The sequence below is a fragment of the Actinacidiphila sp. bgisy145 genome, from assembly GCF_057708125.1.
Genome location: NZ_JBYIRL010000027.1, coordinates 110432 through 126145 on the forward strand (window position 1 = coordinate 110432; position 15714 = coordinate 126145).

A 15714-nucleotide genomic window follows, 5' to 3' on the forward strand; every position below is an offset into this window, starting at 1 on the left:
CACCAGGAGAGCATTACTTGGCGTACTCAGCGAGACATGGGCGTGAAGGTCCGGTACATGCGGGCGACGGGGTGTGACAGCGCTGTCGCGGGGCACTCGGCGGGCATCGGGTGCGTGTGCCGGCGGCCGGTGGGCGGGGCGCCGCGAGCGGGTCGCGTACGGCCCGGCCCCGGTAAGAGGGGGCCGGACCGCGCGGGTTGGGGGTCGCTCGGCGCCGGAGCCGCGGTCAGCCGACCTGGCTGCTGTCCTTGTGCGCGCCCCAGCCGTGCCAGCGCTCGACCTCGATCCAGGCGCTGACCCGGGCGCGGTCGCGGCGGGAGTACGGCTTGCCGGTGTACTGCCGGGCGAGCCGGTCGATGTCGGCGAGTCCCTCGTCGGGGACCAGCCCGGTGATCCGGCCGACCACGCTGACGTGCGTGTACCAGCCGTCCTTGTCCAGCACGGTGAGCGTGACGCGGGGGTCGTTGCGCAGGTGGTCCACCCGCTTGCGGCCCTCGTCCATGTTGATCAGCACCCGGCCGTCCTCCCAGAGGTACCAGGTCGCGGTGGACACCGGCTGGCCGTCCGGGCGCAGCGTGGTGATCACGGCGGGGTTCGCCTTTTCGAGCATGGCGACGGCGTCGGCGGGCAGCGGCGGCTTGGACATCTGCGTCCTCCAGGACGTGCGGTTGCGGCGTTCTTGATCTTCGCTATTCTGCAACGCCCGCCCCGCGCCAACCACCCGGCCACGCCCCTGGCGGTGTTCAGCGCTCGTAGCTGCCGGTCAGGCGGGCGCGGGCGAGCACGGCGGCGGTGATCCCGGACAGCAGGGCGCGGGGGCGGGCTTGTTGCGGGGGCGGCGCGCCGGGGCCGCTGCCCAGGGGTGCGGACAGCGCGAAGAGCTGGAAGACGTAGTGGTGCGGCCCGTGGCCCTTGATGGGGCCGGGGCCGCGGTAGCCGCGCCCGACGGTGCCGCGCAACGGCTGGACTCCGGTGGCCGGTTGGCGTGCGTTCAGGCCGCCGGGCGCCAGCTGTTCCACGGCGGGGTCCACCAACGCCACGCAGTGCACGGCGGGTTTGGCGAGGGGGACGTCGATGTCCTCGATGACGAGCAGGAGTTGTGCGGTGCCGGGCGGCGGCGCGGTCCACTCCAGCGGCGGGGACACGTTGGCGCCGCCGATCCGCTTCTCGCACTGCTCCAGCGGCAGCGGCCCGCCTTCGGTGAACGCGCTGCTGGTGAGCGTCAGCGTCTCGGGGCCGTCGAGGTGGGGCAGGTGCCACGCCAGGTGGGCGTCGCCCGCCCTGCGGTCGTGCAGGAGCCGGCCGAGCAGCGTCATCGCGCGCCCCCGATCGGGGCGGGGCGCCGGCCGGCCGGGAGCCGGGGGCACGGCGCCGGTGGGCGGCGGTGGGACGTGGTCGGTGCCATGGCTGTCTCTCCTGTGCGGATCGGCCGGCTTCGGCGGCCGGCGTCAGATGGTGCGGGCGAGCCGTTCCAGCAGTGGCGCGGCCGCGGCGAGCCGTTCGAGTTCCGCGCCGGTGAAGACACCGCTGGTCAGGGCGTGCGTGAGGAGTTCGGTCCGGGCGTCGCGCTTGTCCGACAGCGCCCGGCGGCCGGTGTCGGTGACGGTCAGTACCGCGCGCCGGCCGTCCTGCGGGTCGGGGCGGCGATCGACGAGCCCGCGGGCGCGCAGGGCGCCGACCGTCGTGCCCATCGCCTGCGCGCTGACCTGCGCCTGGCGGGCGAGCTCGGCGGAAGTGGTGGGGCCGGAGCGCTCCAGGTGGGACAGGGCGCTGCGCTCGGGCAGCGTCAGTGCACCGGGCGCGGGCAGGTGGCGGACGCGCCGCAGCAGCACGCTGATGCTCGAGAGCAGCAGCGCGGCGACCTCGTCGGGAGCCGGACCGTCGTCCATATGCTCAACCTAGCTTATCAAGTGCCTTGAGCACATATGGCGGCGGCCCCGCCTGGGCATGCGCCGCGCGCCCGGGCTTTATGCGGTGCTTGATGCGGTGCTTCATACGGGGCCTGTACGGGCATGAGCATGGCAACGATGTCCGCCCGGCACTCCACTCCCCCACTCCCCCCACGGAGGTCCGTATGAGGTGGCGCTCCGCCCTGTCCGCCCTGTTACTGCTCGTCGGCTGCGTCCTCGCGGCCGCCACCACGGCAGGCGCCCCCGCCGGCGCCGCCACGACCGCCGCGACGGCCGGGGCCGCCAGGCCCGCCGCTGTGGCGCCCGCCGTCACCGACCACACCGTCACCCTCGTGAACGACACCGGGCAGCGCGTCTGGGTCGGCAGCAATGTCAACGCCGACGGCTCCACCGCGCTGACCGGCCTGCCGGTGCTCGACGACGGGCAGTCCGCCACCGTCACCATCCCGGAGGACTCCGCCGCCGGGCACTGGCGCGGCAAGTTCTTCGCGCGCGAGGGGTGTTCGGGCACGGACGGCAGCACGTTCCACTGCGCGCTCGGCGACTGCGGTGCGTCGGTGGGCAGTTGCACCACCGGTGAACAGCCGGTCAGCCTCGCGGAGTTCAACTTCGACCCGTCCGACAGCCTCGCCCCCTGGTACAACGTCAGCTACGTCAACGCCTTCTCCGTACCGGTCACCATCGACCCCGACGGCGTCGCCCCGCCCCCGGACGGCGGTGCCTGCGCCCAGGAGGGCTGCCCGGACGACCTGCTGCCGTACTGCCCGTCGGCCGACCTGACCACCGACGCCGGGACCGGCCTCAAGCTGTGCGTCAACCCCGACCGCGACGCGCAGACCCCGTACAGCGACGCGATCGGCGGGCACTGCCCCTGGGCGTACGCCTGGTCGAAGGCCGACACCGTCCCCGGCAACACGGTCGTGCGCGACTGCACGTCGTGCGGCGGCTTCACCGTCACCTTCCACTGACGCCGGCGCGCCGCCATCCGTGGCGGTGACGAAAGACGCCAACCGAGGTGCCGCCTCGGGACCATGACGAGCCGTCAGCTGTCAGTGGCCCGAGGTGGCCTTCAGGCCCACCACGGAGGCGACCAGCAGGCAGACGAAGAAGATCCGCGCGGCCGAGACCGGCTCGCCGAGCACCAGCATGCCGACCACGGCGGCCCCGGCCGCGCCGATCCCGACCCACACGCCGTACGCGGTGCCGATCGGCAGGGACTTCGCCGCCAGCGACAGCAGCAGCATGCTCGCCACGATGCCGGAGCCGGTGAGCAGGCTCGGCCACAGGCGGGTGAAGCCGTCGGTGTACTTCATACCGACCGACCAGACGACTTCGAGCAGGCCGGCGAGAACGATCAGGACCCATGCCATGACGGCACCTCCGCGGGTTGGTGACTACGGGGGTGCACCGTCTTTGCAGGGTCCCGGTACGGTGCGCTCGTCGGGGCGATCTGTCTCCACCGTAGCAAAGTGCCGCACGCCGGGCAGGGCGCTCAGACCGCGGGCGGAGCGGGCGCTTCCGGCGGCGGCGACGGGGCGGGCGGACCGGGCAGACGGGGCGGTGCGGCGGCACCGGGCGGGTCCGGCGGGAGCGGAATCCAGCGGTGCGACCAGGCGATGACGGCCTCCAGCACCGGTGCCAGCTCGCGGCCCTTGTCGGTGAGGTGGTACTCGGCCGGGGCGTGGCCGCCCGCGCCGGCCCGGCGGTCGAGCACGCCGTGCTCCTCCAGGGTGCGCAGCCGCTGGGCGAGCATGGTGTCGCTGAGCCCGGGCACGGCGGCCCGGATGTGCGCGAAGCGGTGGTGGCCGGTGAAGACCGCGCGCAGGATCGCGCCGGTCCAGCGCCCGCCGATCAGTTCGATGGCGGCGTGGAAGCGTTCGCACACCCGGTGGATCTCGCTCGCTGCTTCGTCCTTGTGCGGCATCGGGCATCCCCGTCTGCGGAGGGCGCCGCCGGGCGCGGGCGAAGGGCCCGCGCCCGGCGGCGCCGGTGGAGTGTCAGGCGTCCTGGCCGACGGGCGCGGGCCGCAGCGGGCGCAGCGCCTCCTCGACCCGGACCAGCTCGTCCAGCATCGCCTTGGCCGAGGCGAGCATCGTCTCGTTCGGCTGCACCTTGGACTCGTCGTCGACGAACTGCCGGACGAAGGGGATGCTGACGGCGTCGGCGACCGGGGTCATCTTGAGGGTCGTCACGACCTGCTTGACCATCTGCACCGCGCGGGTGCCCGCGGAGACGCCGCCGTAGCTGACGAAGCCGACCGGCTTGTAGAGCCACTCGTTGTGCAGGTAGTCGAGGGCGTTCTTCAGCTCGGCGTTGTAGCCGTAGTTGTACTCCGGCATCACGAACACCAGGGCGTCGACGCCGGAGATGCGGGCGCTCCAGTCGCGGGTGTGCTGGTGGGTGTACTGGCCCAGCCGCGGGTGGCCCGGCTCGTTCATGAAGGGCAGCGCCACCTCGGCGAGGTCGATCAGGTCGATCTCGTCGAAGCCGCCGTGCGTGCGGGCCTCCTCCTCGAACCACTCGGCGACCGGCAGGCCCACCCGCCCCGGCCTGGTGCTCGCCACAATGATCCCGAGCTTCGCCATCGCGTGTCTCCTTCTGCGTATCCACGGGCCGGGTCCTCCGGCGGCACTAAAGATACCTTAGTGACGTACGGAGGCCGTCCCGCCCCGGCCACCAGCGGCCCGCCCGCGCGGCACACACCCGGCATCCGTCGCATACTGCCCTCAGTGCGTCCCCCACGTGCCGGAGGTAGCCATGGCCACGGCGGCCCCGCCTCCGGGCGGCCCGGACCGCGGGGCAGACGGGTCCCGGCGCGGGCGCTGGGCCGCGGTGCGAGGACGGGCGGTGGCCGCGCGCCACGCGGCCGAGCGGCGCTTCCCCGTGCTGACGGAGCTGACCGCGCGCCTGCTGTCGGTGAACCTGCTCGACGCGGCCACCCGGCTGGCGGCGCAGCTCTTCCTCACCGCGGTGCCGTTCATGTTCGTGGCGGCGGCCTTCAGCCCCGACACCGTCCGCACGCACATCCTGGACTCCGCGCAGGACCTCTTCGGGCTCAACAGCACCGCGCAACGCCAGCTCCAGGAGCTCTACGGCCCCCAGCACGGCGCCGACACCGGCACCGAACGGCAGACCACCGGGGCGATCGGGGCGGTGATCGCGCTGCTGGCCGCGACCGCGAGCAGCCGGGCGATGGCGCGGGTGTGCGAGCGGGCGTGGCAGTTGCCGAAGGCGGCCGCGCGGGTGGTGGTGTGGCGGTGGTTCGCCTGGATCGTGGCGTGGGTGGCGGTGCTCTTCCTCCAGGGGCCGCTGCGGCACGGACTGGGGGCCGGGCCGTGGCTGGGGGTGCCCCTGATCTTCCTCGCCGACCTCGCGGTGTGGTGGTGGACCCAGCACCTGCTGCTCGGCGCGCGCCTGCCGTGGCTGCCGCTGCTGCCCGGCGCGGTGCTCACGGCCGCGGCGATGACCGCGCTGTCGGTGACGGCCCGCGTCTACATGCCGGTCGCCCTCAACCGCAGCCTGGCCGCCTACGGTCCGCTCGGCTCGGTCTTCACCCTCCTGTCGTGGCTGATCGCGATCTGCGTCGCGCTGACCTTCACGATCACCGCGGGCGCCGTCCTGGCCACCGAGCCCCCGCTCTCCCGCCACCTCCCGCCCCTCCCGGCCCCGCCGGGCCCCACGCCACCGGAACCGCCGCCGCCACCGCCCGCCGCGCAATCCCGTTGCCCCACCCGCCCCCCGCGGTGAACGATCCCCCGGTGACCACCTTGTTCCTCACCGTCGGCCTGCCCGGCGCCGGCAAGACGACCCTGGCCCGGCAGATCGCCGCGGAGCACGGCGCGCTGCGGCTGACCCCCGACGAGTGGATGATCCCGCTCTTCGGGGACTCCCGGGCGAACGGCAAGCGCGACGTCCTGGAGGGGCGGCTGATCTCCGTCGCGCTCCAGGCGCTGCGGCTGGGCACGGACGTGGTGCTCGACTTCGGCTGCTGGTCGCGCGACGAGCGGTCCGCGATCCGCTGGCTGGCCGCGTCCGCGGGCGCGTCCTGCCGGCTGCGGTACCTGCCGGTCGACCACGCCACCCAGCGGGCCCGGATCGCCCACCGCCAGGCCACCACCCCGGAGGCCACCTTCCCGATGACCGATGCGGACCTGCTGAGCTGGCGCGCCCGGTTCGAGGAGCCCACCCCCGCCGAGCTCGCCGCCGACGCGCCGCCCGGGCCGCCGCCGTCCCCCTACCGGTCCTGGGCCGCCTGGTCCGCGGTCCGCTGGCCGTCGTCGGCGTCGTAGCGGCGGAGTGGCGGGGTGGCGGGGGGCGTGCCGCCGGTCGGGGCGTGCCGCGGGGCGCGGCCAACGGTGCTCCGGGACAACGCGGGCGTACGCGTGGTCGAATGGGTCCGTCGCCGTTCCGAGCCGTACTGCCAGCGGAGGAGAGCATGTCGGAGAGCGCCGTTCGTACCCGGGTTTCCGCCTACGCCGTCGCGCGGGCGGACGGGGGCATGCTGCTCACGAAGCTGTCGGACGCCTCGCCGGTGTTCGAGCCGGGCGCGTGGCACCTGCCCGGCGGCGGCATCGACCCGGGCGAGCAGCCCGCCGACGCGCTCGCCCGCGAGCTGCGCGAGGAGACCGGCCTCGAGGTGCTCGACGCCCGCCTGCTCGGCGCCCGTACGTATGCCGCGCAGCGGCTGGGCGTCAGCTGGCACCTGGTCGCGCTGTTCTACCTCGCCCGCCTCGCCCCGGGCCGGCCGGCCGTCACCGAGCAGGGCGGCTCGACCGCCGCGGCCCGCTGGATACCGGTGGCCGAGCTGCCAGGGATGCGGCTGTCCCCCGCCGCCGCCGACGCCCTGCGGATGGCGCCCTGAGCGCAGCCGGCCGCGCACCCGCCGAGCCGGAGCAAGCCTGGCGCCGTCACCCGATCGTGCGACAAACAGGCGTACGGCCAGGCTTTCAGGGCGCTGAAAGTTACCGGCGGAAGCACCTGTCGTCGCAGCTCCGGGCGCGGCCAAGTGGTCTGGACCACCGGGGGTTTTGCCAACCCCTTTACGGAACGGGGTCGTCCATGCGTCACTCGTGGCGCGTTCACCACGCGCACCACACCCGCACCAACTCCCCCCGTTCTCCACCGCGCAAGGGCCGCTTGTGAGGGCGGGGCTACGCGAGTAGACCCCACGCCGGACGGAAACGAGCACCCCCCGCGCCACCACCCGCACGCTCCCCCCACCTCAACGTGCATGGAGGAAAGCCTTGTTCTCCCGAAACCGCACCGCCCGCAGCGTACGACGGCGCAACCTGACCACCGCCGCGGTGCTCACCACCGGCCTGGCGCTGGCCGCCGCGGTGTCGACGACCGGCGCGGCCACCGCCGCGCCCGCGCCGTCCGGCAGCAGCTCGATCCCCGTCGGCCAGGGCTACATGGGCATCGGCTACGTCCAGGACACCCAGAACTTCACCCCTGACCCGCAGCACCTCCAGACCGACGCCAAGGGCATCATGTCCCCGGACGCGACCTACCCCGAGGGGATCGACGTCTCGCACTACCAGGGCTCGATCAACTGGTCGTCGGTGAAGGCCGCGGGCATCCAGTTCGCCTACATCAAGGCGACCGAGAGCACCACCTACACCGACCCGAACTTCAGCGCCAACTACCTGGGCGCCTACAACGCCAAGGTGATCCGGGGCGCCTACCACTTCGCGCACCCGGACCTGTCCACCGGCGCGGCGCAGGCGACCTACTTCGCCGCCCACGGCGGCGCCTGGTCCGCGGACAACCTGACGCTGCCGGGGATGCTGGACCTGGAGGGCGGCTGCTACGGGAAGACCACCGCGGCGATGCAGTCGTGGATTCTGGACTTCTACAACACCTACAAGGCCAAGACCAGCCGCGACGTGGTGATCTACACCAGCCCGAGCTGGTGGAACACCTGCACCGGCGGCTGGAGCGGCATGTCGGCCAAGAGCCCGCTCAACGTGGCCCACTGGACCACCGCTGCGAGCCCGACGATCCCGAGCGGCTTCCCGTACTGGACGTTCTGGCAGTACTCCGACTCCGGTTCGGTGAGCGGCGTCTCGGGCGCGGTGGACCGCGACCGGTTCAGCGCGAGCAGTGCGCGGCTGCTGGCGCTGGCCAACAACACGCCCTGACCGGCGGCCGGGAGACCGGGAAGCCGGGAGACCGGGGAGCCGGGGAGCCGGAGAGCCGGAGAGCCGGCCGATGCTGACGCCGCCCGGGTGCTGCGGCGTCAGCGGGCCGTTCCGGTGGCGGCGTACGCCCGGGCCAACCGGCCGACGCCCTCCCGCAGTTGGCCGGTACTGACCGCGCTGATGTAGCTCAGCCGCAGGTGGGGAGCCGGCGCCTCGGCCGCGAAGTAGGGCCGTCCGGGCGTGACGGCCACCCCCGCGTGCAGCGCCGCCGCGGCCAGGGCCTGCTCGTCGGTGCCGTCCGGCAGCCGCAGCCACAGGTGGTAGCCGCCGGACGGTACCCGCAGCCGCAGCGCGGGCAGTTCGCGGCGCAGCGCCTCGGCCGCCGCGTTGCGCCGCTCGCGCAGGGCGCCGCCCAGGGTGCGCAGGTGGCGCTGCCAGGCGGGCGAGCCGACCAGTTCCAGCGCGGTCTCCTGGAGCGGGCGCGGCACGAAGAAGCTGTCCACCACCTGGGTGGCGCGCAGCCGTTCCAGTACCGGCCCGCGCGCGGCCAGCGCCCCGACCCGCAGCGAGGGCGAGGTGGCCTTGGTCAGCGACCGCACGTGCACCACCACACCGTCGGGGTCGTCCGCGGCGAGCGGCGCGGGCGCCGGCGGGGCGTCGGCGTGGGCGAGCCGCCGGGCGAAGTCGTCCTCGACCACGAACGCCCCCGCGGCCCGTGCGACGCGCACCACTTCCGGGCGGCGCTCCGCGGACAGGGTGGCGCCGGTCGGGTTGTGGAAGAGCGGCTGGCAGACGAACACCCGCGCACCGGTGGCCCGGAACGCCTGGGCGAGCAGATCGGTGCGCACCCCGTCCTCGTCCACCGGGACCGGCACCGGGCGCAGTCCGGCCGCGCGGGCGGCGGCGAGCGTGCCCGGGTAGGTGGGCGACTCGACGAGGACCGGCGCCCCCGGGGCGGCCAGCGCGCGCAGCGCGGTGCCCAGCGCGCTCTGGCCTCCGGCGGCGATCAGCACGTCGGCGCCGCCGAGCGCGGCGCCGGGCCCGGCGATGTCCCGCGCGAACCACGCCCGCAGTTCCGCGATCCCCTCCACCGGGGGCCGCTCCCAGGTCCCGGGTCTGCGCCCGGCCCTGGCCAGCGCGCCGGCCAGGGCGCGTTCGGGTTGCAGCGACGCGTGCAGGTAGCCGCCGACGAGGTCGATCACGCCGGGCGGGGGCACGGCGAGCGTGGCGAGGACGCCGGAGGCGTCGGCGGTCTGCGGGCCGGGTGCCGGGGGCGGGACAGGTGCCGGGAGCGGGGTGTGCGGGCCGGGGGCCGCACGCCCCCCACCGGGCCCGGGTGGGGGCGCCGGCCCGTCGCCGGGGGCCGGGTCGGCGCAGAGGGCGACCTCCTGCCAGGACAGGTCGCCGCGGGCCCGGTGGGGGGCGTGCGGCCGGGTGCGGAAGACCCCGGCGCCCGGGCGGGAGGCCACCTCGCCCTCCGCGACGAGGACGGCGATCGCGCGCGAGACCGTCACCGGGCTGACCCGGTGGCGCTCCATCAGGGCCCGGCTGGAGGGCAGTCGGGCGCCTTCAGGGCACTGGGCCAGCTCGGCCCGGAGCGCGGCGACCAGGTGGTCCACACTGCTACCCTCATTCATGTCAGCACAAGATAGCGCTACTGCGCAGCGGTGGGTAGCAGCGAACCACGGCGCCCTGCTCGCCGCCACCGGCGTGCTCAGCTTCTCCTTCAGCTTCCCCGCCACCGCGTGGGCACTTCGGGGCTTCGGGCCCTGGACGTCGACCGGGCTGCGCGGGGTGCTCGCCGCGTTCGCCGCCGGCGCCTGCCTGCTCGCCGGCCGGGTACCGGTCCCGCGGCGCCGCGACTGGCCGGGGCTGCTGGTGGTCGCGGCCGGGTGCGTCCTCGGCTTCCCGCTGCTGACCACCCTCGCCCTGCGGACCTCCTCGACCGCCCACTCCGCGGTCGTCATCGGCCTGCTGCCGCTGGCCACGGCGGCGGTGTCGGTCGCGCGCACCGGCGAGCGCCCGCCGCGGCTCTTCTGGTACGGCGCGGTCGCCGGCGCCGCCGTCGTCATCGGCTTCACCCTCCAGCAGAGCCACGGCCGGCCGACCGTCGCCGACCTCTACCTGTTCGGGGCGCTGCTCGTCTGCTCGGCCGGGTACGCCGAAGGCGGCCGGCTGGCCCGGCACATGCCCGGGTGGCAGGTCATCGCCTGGGCCGTGGTCGCCGCGCTGCCCGCCACCGCGGTCGTCACCGCGCTCGCGCTGCCGACCGAACCGGTGCACCTGACCGGGCACGCGCTCACCGGCATGCTCTACGTCGCGCTGGTCTCGCAGTTCGGCGGCTTCGTGGTCTGGTACCGCGGTATGGGCGCCATCGGGGTCGCCCGCGCCAGCCAACTCCAACTCGCCCAGCCGCTCCTGACGCTGGCGTGGGCGGTGCTGCTGATGGGTGAACACCTCTCCCCTGTCACGCCGTTCGCCGCCCTGGCCGTCCTGCTGTGCATCGCGGCCACGCAGCGCGCACGGAGCTGACCGCCGGCGGCCGCCCCCGGTGCCGAGTCGGCCCTACTCCGCCGGCCCGGCCAACTCCTCGTTCAGTTCAGCCAGTTGGCGGGTGAAGATACGGGCGCCGCCCTGGGCGGGGTGGCGGACGGGCCGTGCGGGCACACCGCCCCGGGCCAGCGCCGCTTCGGCCTTGCGGCCGACCGCCACGTATGTGGTGATCCCGAACGCCTCGGCCAGGGCGAGCGCGACAGGCGCGCCCGCGGCCACCTCCGAAGCGCGCGGGGTGCGGTTGGAGGCGGGGCGGCCCGGGGCGTGCGGATGGTGCGGGTAGATCGGCCAGAACAGCGGCAGCGCCCCGCGCCAGGCGGCCATCGCGCCCCACACCACCGCCGAGGACGCCTCCCACCCGAACGCCGGATGCTCCGGCACCCGGAAGCCGTCGCCCGCCGGGTCGCCGGTGATCAGGCCCGGCCGGGCGGTGAGTTGGCGCACGCTCGTGAACGAGATGCCGCTGACGGTGTGGCCGCGGTAGCCGGGCGCCTCGCCGACCAGCATGACCCGGGGGCGGCCGCGGGCGATCAACTCCAGGTAGCGGCGCAGGTTCGCCGTCCGCAGCCGCCCCGCCGGGTCCGCGCCGTACAGGAACTCCGCGTCCTCGGGCGCGGGCAACTCCCGCAGCAGCGACCAGAACCGCGCCGTGTCGACCCCGCCCGCACCATTCACGCCGTACCCGCCCACCCTTGTCCACGCACCGCCACCCCGCACCGTACCGCTTCCCACCGGCCGCCCGGGTGCAGCCGGACCCACCCGGACCCACCCTGGCGCCGGGCGGGATGAACCGATTCAGGCCCGATACGCGGGCGAGGCAGGGCATATCGCGTACCGCACGGCGGACGCGGTCCCACGGTGTGTGTCAGACCCGTTGACGCCGGGTCTGGAAACGTTTTAACTACCGCACACCGAGCACCCGGCGACGAGGAGGCGCCGCGGCCGCGCCGATTCGGGAGACCCCTGGAAGGGCGGCGGCCGACGGCAGTTGTGGACGTTCACCGGGCGCCGCCGACGTACCGAAAAGGTTTTCGCGAGTCGAGCCGGTTCGCCGCTCTCCACTCACCCGGCCACCGCACCACCGCGCCCCGCACGCCCCGCACGCCCCGACCCGCAGCCGAAACGAGTGTCCCCGTGCCAGCTTTCCACCTCTACGCCGACGGCCTGGAGTTCCGCACGCCGCACGAGATCCTGCGCGTCGAACCCTGGGGGCCCAGCGCGGTGCGGGTGCGTGCCACCACCGGTGTCCTCGACGACACCGCCCCCGGTGCCTTGTCGACGCCCCCGCCCGCGGGCACGGACATCGGGAAACCCGCGATGGTCGGCGGCCGGGCGCGCCTGGTGAACGGCCGGCTGACCGTGGAGGCCGACGCGGGCGGCCGTCTGCGCTTCACCCACACCGCGACCGGGCGCGAACTGCTCGCCGAGAAGCGGCCCTACGCCCTGCACGCCGGCCCCCGCGTGCACGCACCGCGCCCCGGCGGCCACCGTTTCGAGCAGCACTTCACGGCGTACGACGGCGAGCGGCTGCACGGCCTGGGCCAGCACCTGCACGGCCGGCTGGACCAGAAGGGCCTGGTGGTGGACCTGGTCCAGGGCAACGCGGTCACGGCGATCCCCTTCCTGCACTCCTCCCGCGGCTACGGCCTGCTGTGGAACAACCCGGCCATGGGACGGGTGGAGCTGGGCGCGGACACCACCCGGTGGGTGGCCGAGGCGGGCCGCCAGATCGACTACTGGATCACCGCGGGCGACACCCCGGCCGAGATCATGTCCGCCTACGCCGACGCCACCGGGCACCCGCCGCTGCTCCCCGAGTGGGCGGCCGGCTTCTGGCAGTCCCGGCTGCGCTACCGCACCCAGCGCGAACTGCTCGACACCGCCCGGGCGTACGCGCGCCGCGGGCTGCCGCTGTCCGTGATCGTCTGCGACTTCTTCCACTGGACCCGGATGGGCGACTGGAGCTTCGACCCGGACGACTGGCCCGACCCGGCCGCCATGGTCGAGGAGTTGGACTCCCTCGGCGTCAGGCTCGCCGTGTCGGTGTGGCCCACGGTGGAGCCGGACGCCACCGCCTACCCGCAGTTGCGCGACGCCGGGCTGCTGGTCCGCGACTCCCGGGGCGGGCTGCTCACCCACCCCTGGCCGGTCCGCGGCCACGGCACCGACCGGCGGCCGACCGCCTACTACGACGCGACGGACCCCGCGGCCCGCCGGTTCCTGTGGGGGCGCCTGCGCGCGCACTACGCCGCCCACGGGATCACCGCCTTCTGGCTCGACGCCTGCGAGCCGGACCTCTCCCCGGAAGAGGCGGTGCGCGCCGTCTACGCCGCCGGGTCCGGCACCGAGGTCGGCAACCTCTACGCGACCCTGCACGCCCAGGGCGTCGCCGAAGGGCTGCGCGGCCTCGGCGAGGACCGCCCGCTCAGCCTCGTCCGCAGCGCGTGGGCGGGCAGCCAGCGGCACGGCGCCGCGCTGTGGTCCGGCGACATCGCCCCTACGTTCGCCTCGCTGCGCACCCAGGTGCGGGCCGGCCTCAATGTCGCGATGAGCGGCATCCCCTGGTGGAACACCGACATCGGGGGCTTCGCCGGCGGCGACCCGGAAGACCCGGAGTACCGCGAACTGCTCGTGTGCTGGTTCCAGTACGGGACGTTCTGCCCGATCATGCGCCTGCACGGCGACCGGCAGCCCCGGCAGCCCTTCGAGGCATCGATGACCGGCGGCCCGAACGAGGTCTGGTCGTACGGCGCGCAGGCGTACCCGGTCCTCGTGGCCCACCTGCGGCTGCGCGAGCGGCTGCGCCCCTACCTCATGGAGCTGTCGGCGGCCGCGCACCGCACCGGCGCCCCGCCGATGCGGCCGCTGTTCTTCGACTTCCCCGCCGACGAGCGGGCGTGGGAGGTCGACGACCAGTTCCTGCTGGGGCCGGACCTGCTGGTGGCGCCGGTGCTGGCAGCCGGCCGGCGGCAGCGCACGGTCCACCTCCCCGCCGGCGCGCGGTGGGTCGAGGCGGCCACTGGCGCCGTCCACGACGGCGGCACCGCGCCGACCGCCGCGGCGCCGCTGGAGCACCTGCCGGTGTTCGTCCGTCAGGGCGCCCCCGTGACCGCCGCCCTGACCGGGTACGGCGCGCCCGACACCGCCGACGGCCCGCTTTCCCCCGCTCCCGAGGAGGCCCCGTGGCCCCGTCCGTGATCCGCAACCCCGTCATCCGCGGCTTCGCCCCCGACCCGTCCGTGATCCGGGTGGGTCCCTGGTACTACGCGGCCGTCAGCTCCTTCGAGTGGTTCCCCACGATCCCGGTCTTCCGCTCCCGCGACCTGGCCGACTGGGAGTTCGCCGGGCACGTCGAGGGGGCCGTGCCGGGCGGCAGCCTGGCCGGGGTGCCCGACTCCGGCGGCATCTACGCTCCGGGGCTGAGCTGGGACGGAGAGCGCTTCCGCGTCGTCTACTCCGTCGTCCGGGCAGTCGGCGGCCGCTACTTCGACCTGGAGACGTGGACGTCCGCCGCCCCCGACGCGGCAGGGCCCTGGAGCACGCCCCGGCGCCTTCCGGGCCACGGCTTCGACCCGTCGCTCTTCCACCACGGCGGCCGGACGTGGCTGGTCAACCTGCAAAGCGACCACCGGCCCGGCGGCGCGCGGTTCGCGGGCATCGTGGCGACCGAACTGGACCGCGCCACCCTGCGCCCGGTCGGCGGCACGCACCTGCTGCTCCAGCACGACCGCCTCGTCGAGGGGCCCAAACTCCTCCACCACGGCGGGTGGTTCTACCTGCTGGTGGCCGACGGCGGCACCGGCCCGGACCACGGCGTGCTCACCGCGCGCAGCCGCTCCCTCCTCGGCCCGTACGAGCTCGACGACCGGCCGCTGCTGACCTCCCGCGACGACCCGGCGCTGCCCTTGCAGCGGGCCGGGCACGGGGAACTCGTCGAGAGCCCGGACGGGCAGTGGTTCCTCGGCCACCTCGCCTCCCGCCCGCTGCGCACCCCCGACGGGCCGCGGTCGCCGCTGGGGCGCGAGACGGCGATCCAGGCGGTGGTGTGGAGCGCCGACGGCTGGCCGCGGCTGCGCCACGGCGGATGGCACCCCGCCACGGAGGTCGGCGGCCCCGCGCCCCTGCCGGTGCCGGCCCCGTACAAGGAGCACGCCGCCGCTCGCGCCGGAATCGCCCCGCTCGGATGGCCGTGGCTCACGCTGCGCGCACCAGTGGACCCGTCCTGGGCGGACACCGGCGCGCGGCCGGGATGGATCAGGCTGCGCGGGCGCCAGGGGCCGGAGTCGCTGTGGGACCAGAGCCTGCTCGCACAGCGGATCACCGAGCACGACTGCGACGTCGAAGTGACCGTCGACGCCCTGCCGCGGACCTTCGGCGAGGCCGCGGGGCTGCTGCTCCGCTACCACACCGGCGCGTACTTCGCCCTCGACCTGACCTGGGCCGAACCGCCCGGCGAACCCCAACGCGGCCAGCAGTGGCGGGGATCGGGGCGGGTAGTACTGAGCTTGGTGACACGCGACGCCGACGAGGTGCGGCAGCACCCGCCGGTGCAGGTGGCGGCCGGGGCGCCGGTCACCCTCGGCGCCCGGGTCCGGGACGGCGCGGCCCGCTTCTGGTTCCGCCAGCAGGGCCCGCGGCAGTGGATCGGTCCGGCCCTGGACTTCGGCAGGCTCTCCGACGAGGGCGGCGGCCCCCGCTTCACCGGGGCCGTCGCCGCCCTCCACGCCCAGGACCTGGTCGACGCCTCGTTCACCGCCGACTTCGGCGGCTTCCGGCTGCGCTGCACGGAGCCGCCGGTGCGGGCGAGCTGACCGGTGGCCCGGCACCGAGGTGCCAGGCCGTGTCTGACAAATAGCGTCGTCCCGCCCAAAGGGCGGGGGCCGACGGGGCCTGGTGCTCCCCCATGGCCTACGGCATGGGCGGTGCCCCCTGATCGCAAGGCGGAGGGTGGGGGTCCCTCCAGGCGAAGCTCTGGGGAACAGAGCGCAGCGGGCTGCGCCGACGACCGACAACGCTGGGGGCACCTCCCGCCGAAGGCAGGGGGAGAGCGTGCGTGCCAGGCCCCGCCCCCATGGCCAGGAGGCATGGGGGCGGGATTTGTCAGACACGGC

At 74.9% G+C, this 15714-nt stretch carries 16 protein-coding genes and 1 riboswitch; of the genes, 8 read left to right on the plus strand and 8 right to left on the minus strand.

Features of this window, described 5'->3' with window-relative positions; translation table 11 throughout:
* Positions 1 to 226 precede the first annotated feature (226 nt).
* From AC3ERT_RS23925 to AC3ERT_RS23935, 3 genes are all read right to left on the minus strand, one after another.
* A complete protein-coding gene (locus tag AC3ERT_RS23925; RefSeq protein ID WP_435134429.1) occupies positions 227 to 646 on the minus strand; it encodes a PPOX class F420-dependent oxidoreductase in 420 nt (139 codons plus the stop codon).
* Positions 647 to 743: 97 nt separating this feature from the next.
* Positions 744 to 1316, minus strand: coding sequence for a YbhB/YbcL family Raf kinase inhibitor-like protein (locus AC3ERT_RS23930; RefSeq protein ID WP_435134431.1), 573 nt, complete (start codon positions 1314 to 1316; stop codon positions 744 to 746).
* Between the two features lie 132 nt (positions 1317 to 1448).
* Positions 1449 to 1889 carry a MarR family winged helix-turn-helix transcriptional regulator gene (locus AC3ERT_RS23935; protein WP_435176704.1) on the minus strand — a complete coding sequence of 147 codons (441 nt, stop codon included), beginning with the start codon at positions 1887 to 1889 and terminating at the stop codon, positions 1449 to 1451.
* Between the two features lie 185 nt (positions 1890 to 2074).
* Here AC3ERT_RS23935 and AC3ERT_RS23940 point away from each other — a divergent pair, with 185 nt between their 5' ends.
* Positions 2075 to 2878 carry a thaumatin family protein gene (locus AC3ERT_RS23940; RefSeq protein WP_435134434.1) on the plus strand — a complete coding sequence of 268 codons (804 nt, stop codon included), beginning with the start codon at positions 2075 to 2077 and terminating at the stop codon, positions 2876 to 2878.
* 81 nt (positions 2879 to 2959) lie between these two features.
* Here AC3ERT_RS23940 and AC3ERT_RS23945 read toward each other — a convergent pair whose 3' ends face one another.
* From AC3ERT_RS23945 to AC3ERT_RS23955, 3 genes are all read right to left on the minus strand, one after another.
* Positions 2960 to 3280 carry a DMT family transporter gene (locus AC3ERT_RS23945; protein ID WP_435134437.1) on the minus strand — a complete coding sequence of 107 codons (321 nt, stop codon included), beginning with the start codon at positions 3278 to 3280 and terminating at the stop codon, positions 2960 to 2962.
* Positions 3281 to 3311: 31 nt separating this feature from the next.
* Positions 3312 to 3376, minus strand: a riboswitch (guanidine-III (ykkC-III) riboswitch).
* Positions 3377 to 3402: 26 nt separating this feature from the next.
* Entirely contained in the window at positions 3403 to 3834 is a 432-nt protein-coding gene (locus AC3ERT_RS23950) for a winged helix-turn-helix transcriptional regulator (RefSeq protein ID WP_435134440.1), read from the minus strand.
* Positions 3835 to 3907: 73 nt separating this feature from the next.
* Positions 3908 to 4495: an NADPH-dependent FMN reductase gene (locus tag AC3ERT_RS23955; protein ID WP_335980254.1), complete on the minus strand. Its 588-nt coding sequence runs from the start codon at positions 4493 to 4495 to the stop codon at positions 3908 to 3910.
* Between the two features lie 262 nt (positions 4496 to 4757).
* Between AC3ERT_RS23955 and AC3ERT_RS23960 the strand changes: the two genes are divergently transcribed.
* The 4 genes from AC3ERT_RS23960 to AC3ERT_RS23975 all read left to right on the plus strand — a co-directional run bounded on the left by AC3ERT_RS23960 (position 4758) and on the right by AC3ERT_RS23975 (position 8050).
* The gene (locus AC3ERT_RS23960) at positions 4758 to 5657 is read left to right on the plus strand and encodes a YhjD/YihY/BrkB family envelope integrity protein (RefSeq protein ID WP_435176706.1); all 900 of its coding nucleotides are present in this window, start codon (positions 4758 to 4760) and stop codon (positions 5655 to 5657) included.
* Between the two features lie 11 nt (positions 5658 to 5668).
* Positions 5669 to 6199, plus strand: a complete 531-nt coding sequence (locus AC3ERT_RS23965) for a P-loop nucleotide/nucleoside kinase family protein (protein WP_435137896.1) — start codon at positions 5669 to 5671, stop codon at positions 6197 to 6199.
* A gap of 146 nt (positions 6200 to 6345) precedes the next feature.
* A complete protein-coding gene (locus AC3ERT_RS23970) occupies positions 6346 to 6771 on the plus strand; it encodes an NUDIX hydrolase (protein ID WP_435137899.1) in 426 nt (141 codons plus the stop codon).
* 382 nt (positions 6772 to 7153) lie between these two features.
* A complete protein-coding gene (locus tag AC3ERT_RS23975) occupies positions 7154 to 8050 on the plus strand; it encodes a GH25 family lysozyme (protein WP_435137902.1) in 897 nt (298 codons plus the stop codon).
* 98 nt (positions 8051 to 8148) lie between these two features.
* Here the strand turns inward: AC3ERT_RS23975 and AC3ERT_RS23980 are convergent, their stop codons facing one another.
* On the minus strand, positions 8149 to 9687 hold the full coding sequence (locus AC3ERT_RS23980; protein WP_435176708.1) for an aminotransferase-like domain-containing protein: 1539 nt from the start codon (positions 9685 to 9687) through the stop codon (positions 8149 to 8151).
* Between AC3ERT_RS23980 and AC3ERT_RS23985 the strand changes: the two genes are divergently transcribed.
* Entirely contained in the window at positions 9686 to 10582 is an 897-nt protein-coding gene (locus AC3ERT_RS23985; protein WP_435137908.1) for a DMT family transporter, read from the plus strand. The genes AC3ERT_RS23980 and AC3ERT_RS23985 overlap by 2 nt on opposite strands.
* Before the next feature lie 33 nt (positions 10583 to 10615).
* Here the strand turns inward: AC3ERT_RS23985 and AC3ERT_RS23990 are convergent, their stop codons facing one another.
* Positions 10616 to 11278: a uracil-DNA glycosylase gene (locus AC3ERT_RS23990; RefSeq protein WP_435137911.1), complete on the minus strand. Its 663-nt coding sequence runs from the start codon at positions 11276 to 11278 to the stop codon at positions 10616 to 10618.
* Positions 11279 to 11737: 459 nt separating this feature from the next.
* Here AC3ERT_RS23990 and AC3ERT_RS23995 point away from each other — a divergent pair, with 459 nt between their 5' ends.
* Positions 11738 to 13801, plus strand: coding sequence for a glycoside hydrolase family 31 protein (locus AC3ERT_RS23995; protein ID WP_435176710.1), 2064 nt, complete (start codon positions 11738 to 11740; stop codon positions 13799 to 13801).
* Positions 13786 to 15414 carry a glycoside hydrolase family 43 protein gene (locus AC3ERT_RS24000; RefSeq protein ID WP_435176712.1) on the plus strand — a complete coding sequence of 543 codons (1629 nt, stop codon included), beginning with the start codon at positions 13786 to 13788 and terminating at the stop codon, positions 15412 to 15414. The genes AC3ERT_RS23995 and AC3ERT_RS24000 overlap by 16 nt, the downstream gene beginning before the upstream one ends.
* The last annotated feature ends 300 nt before the right edge of the window (positions 15415 to 15714 follow it).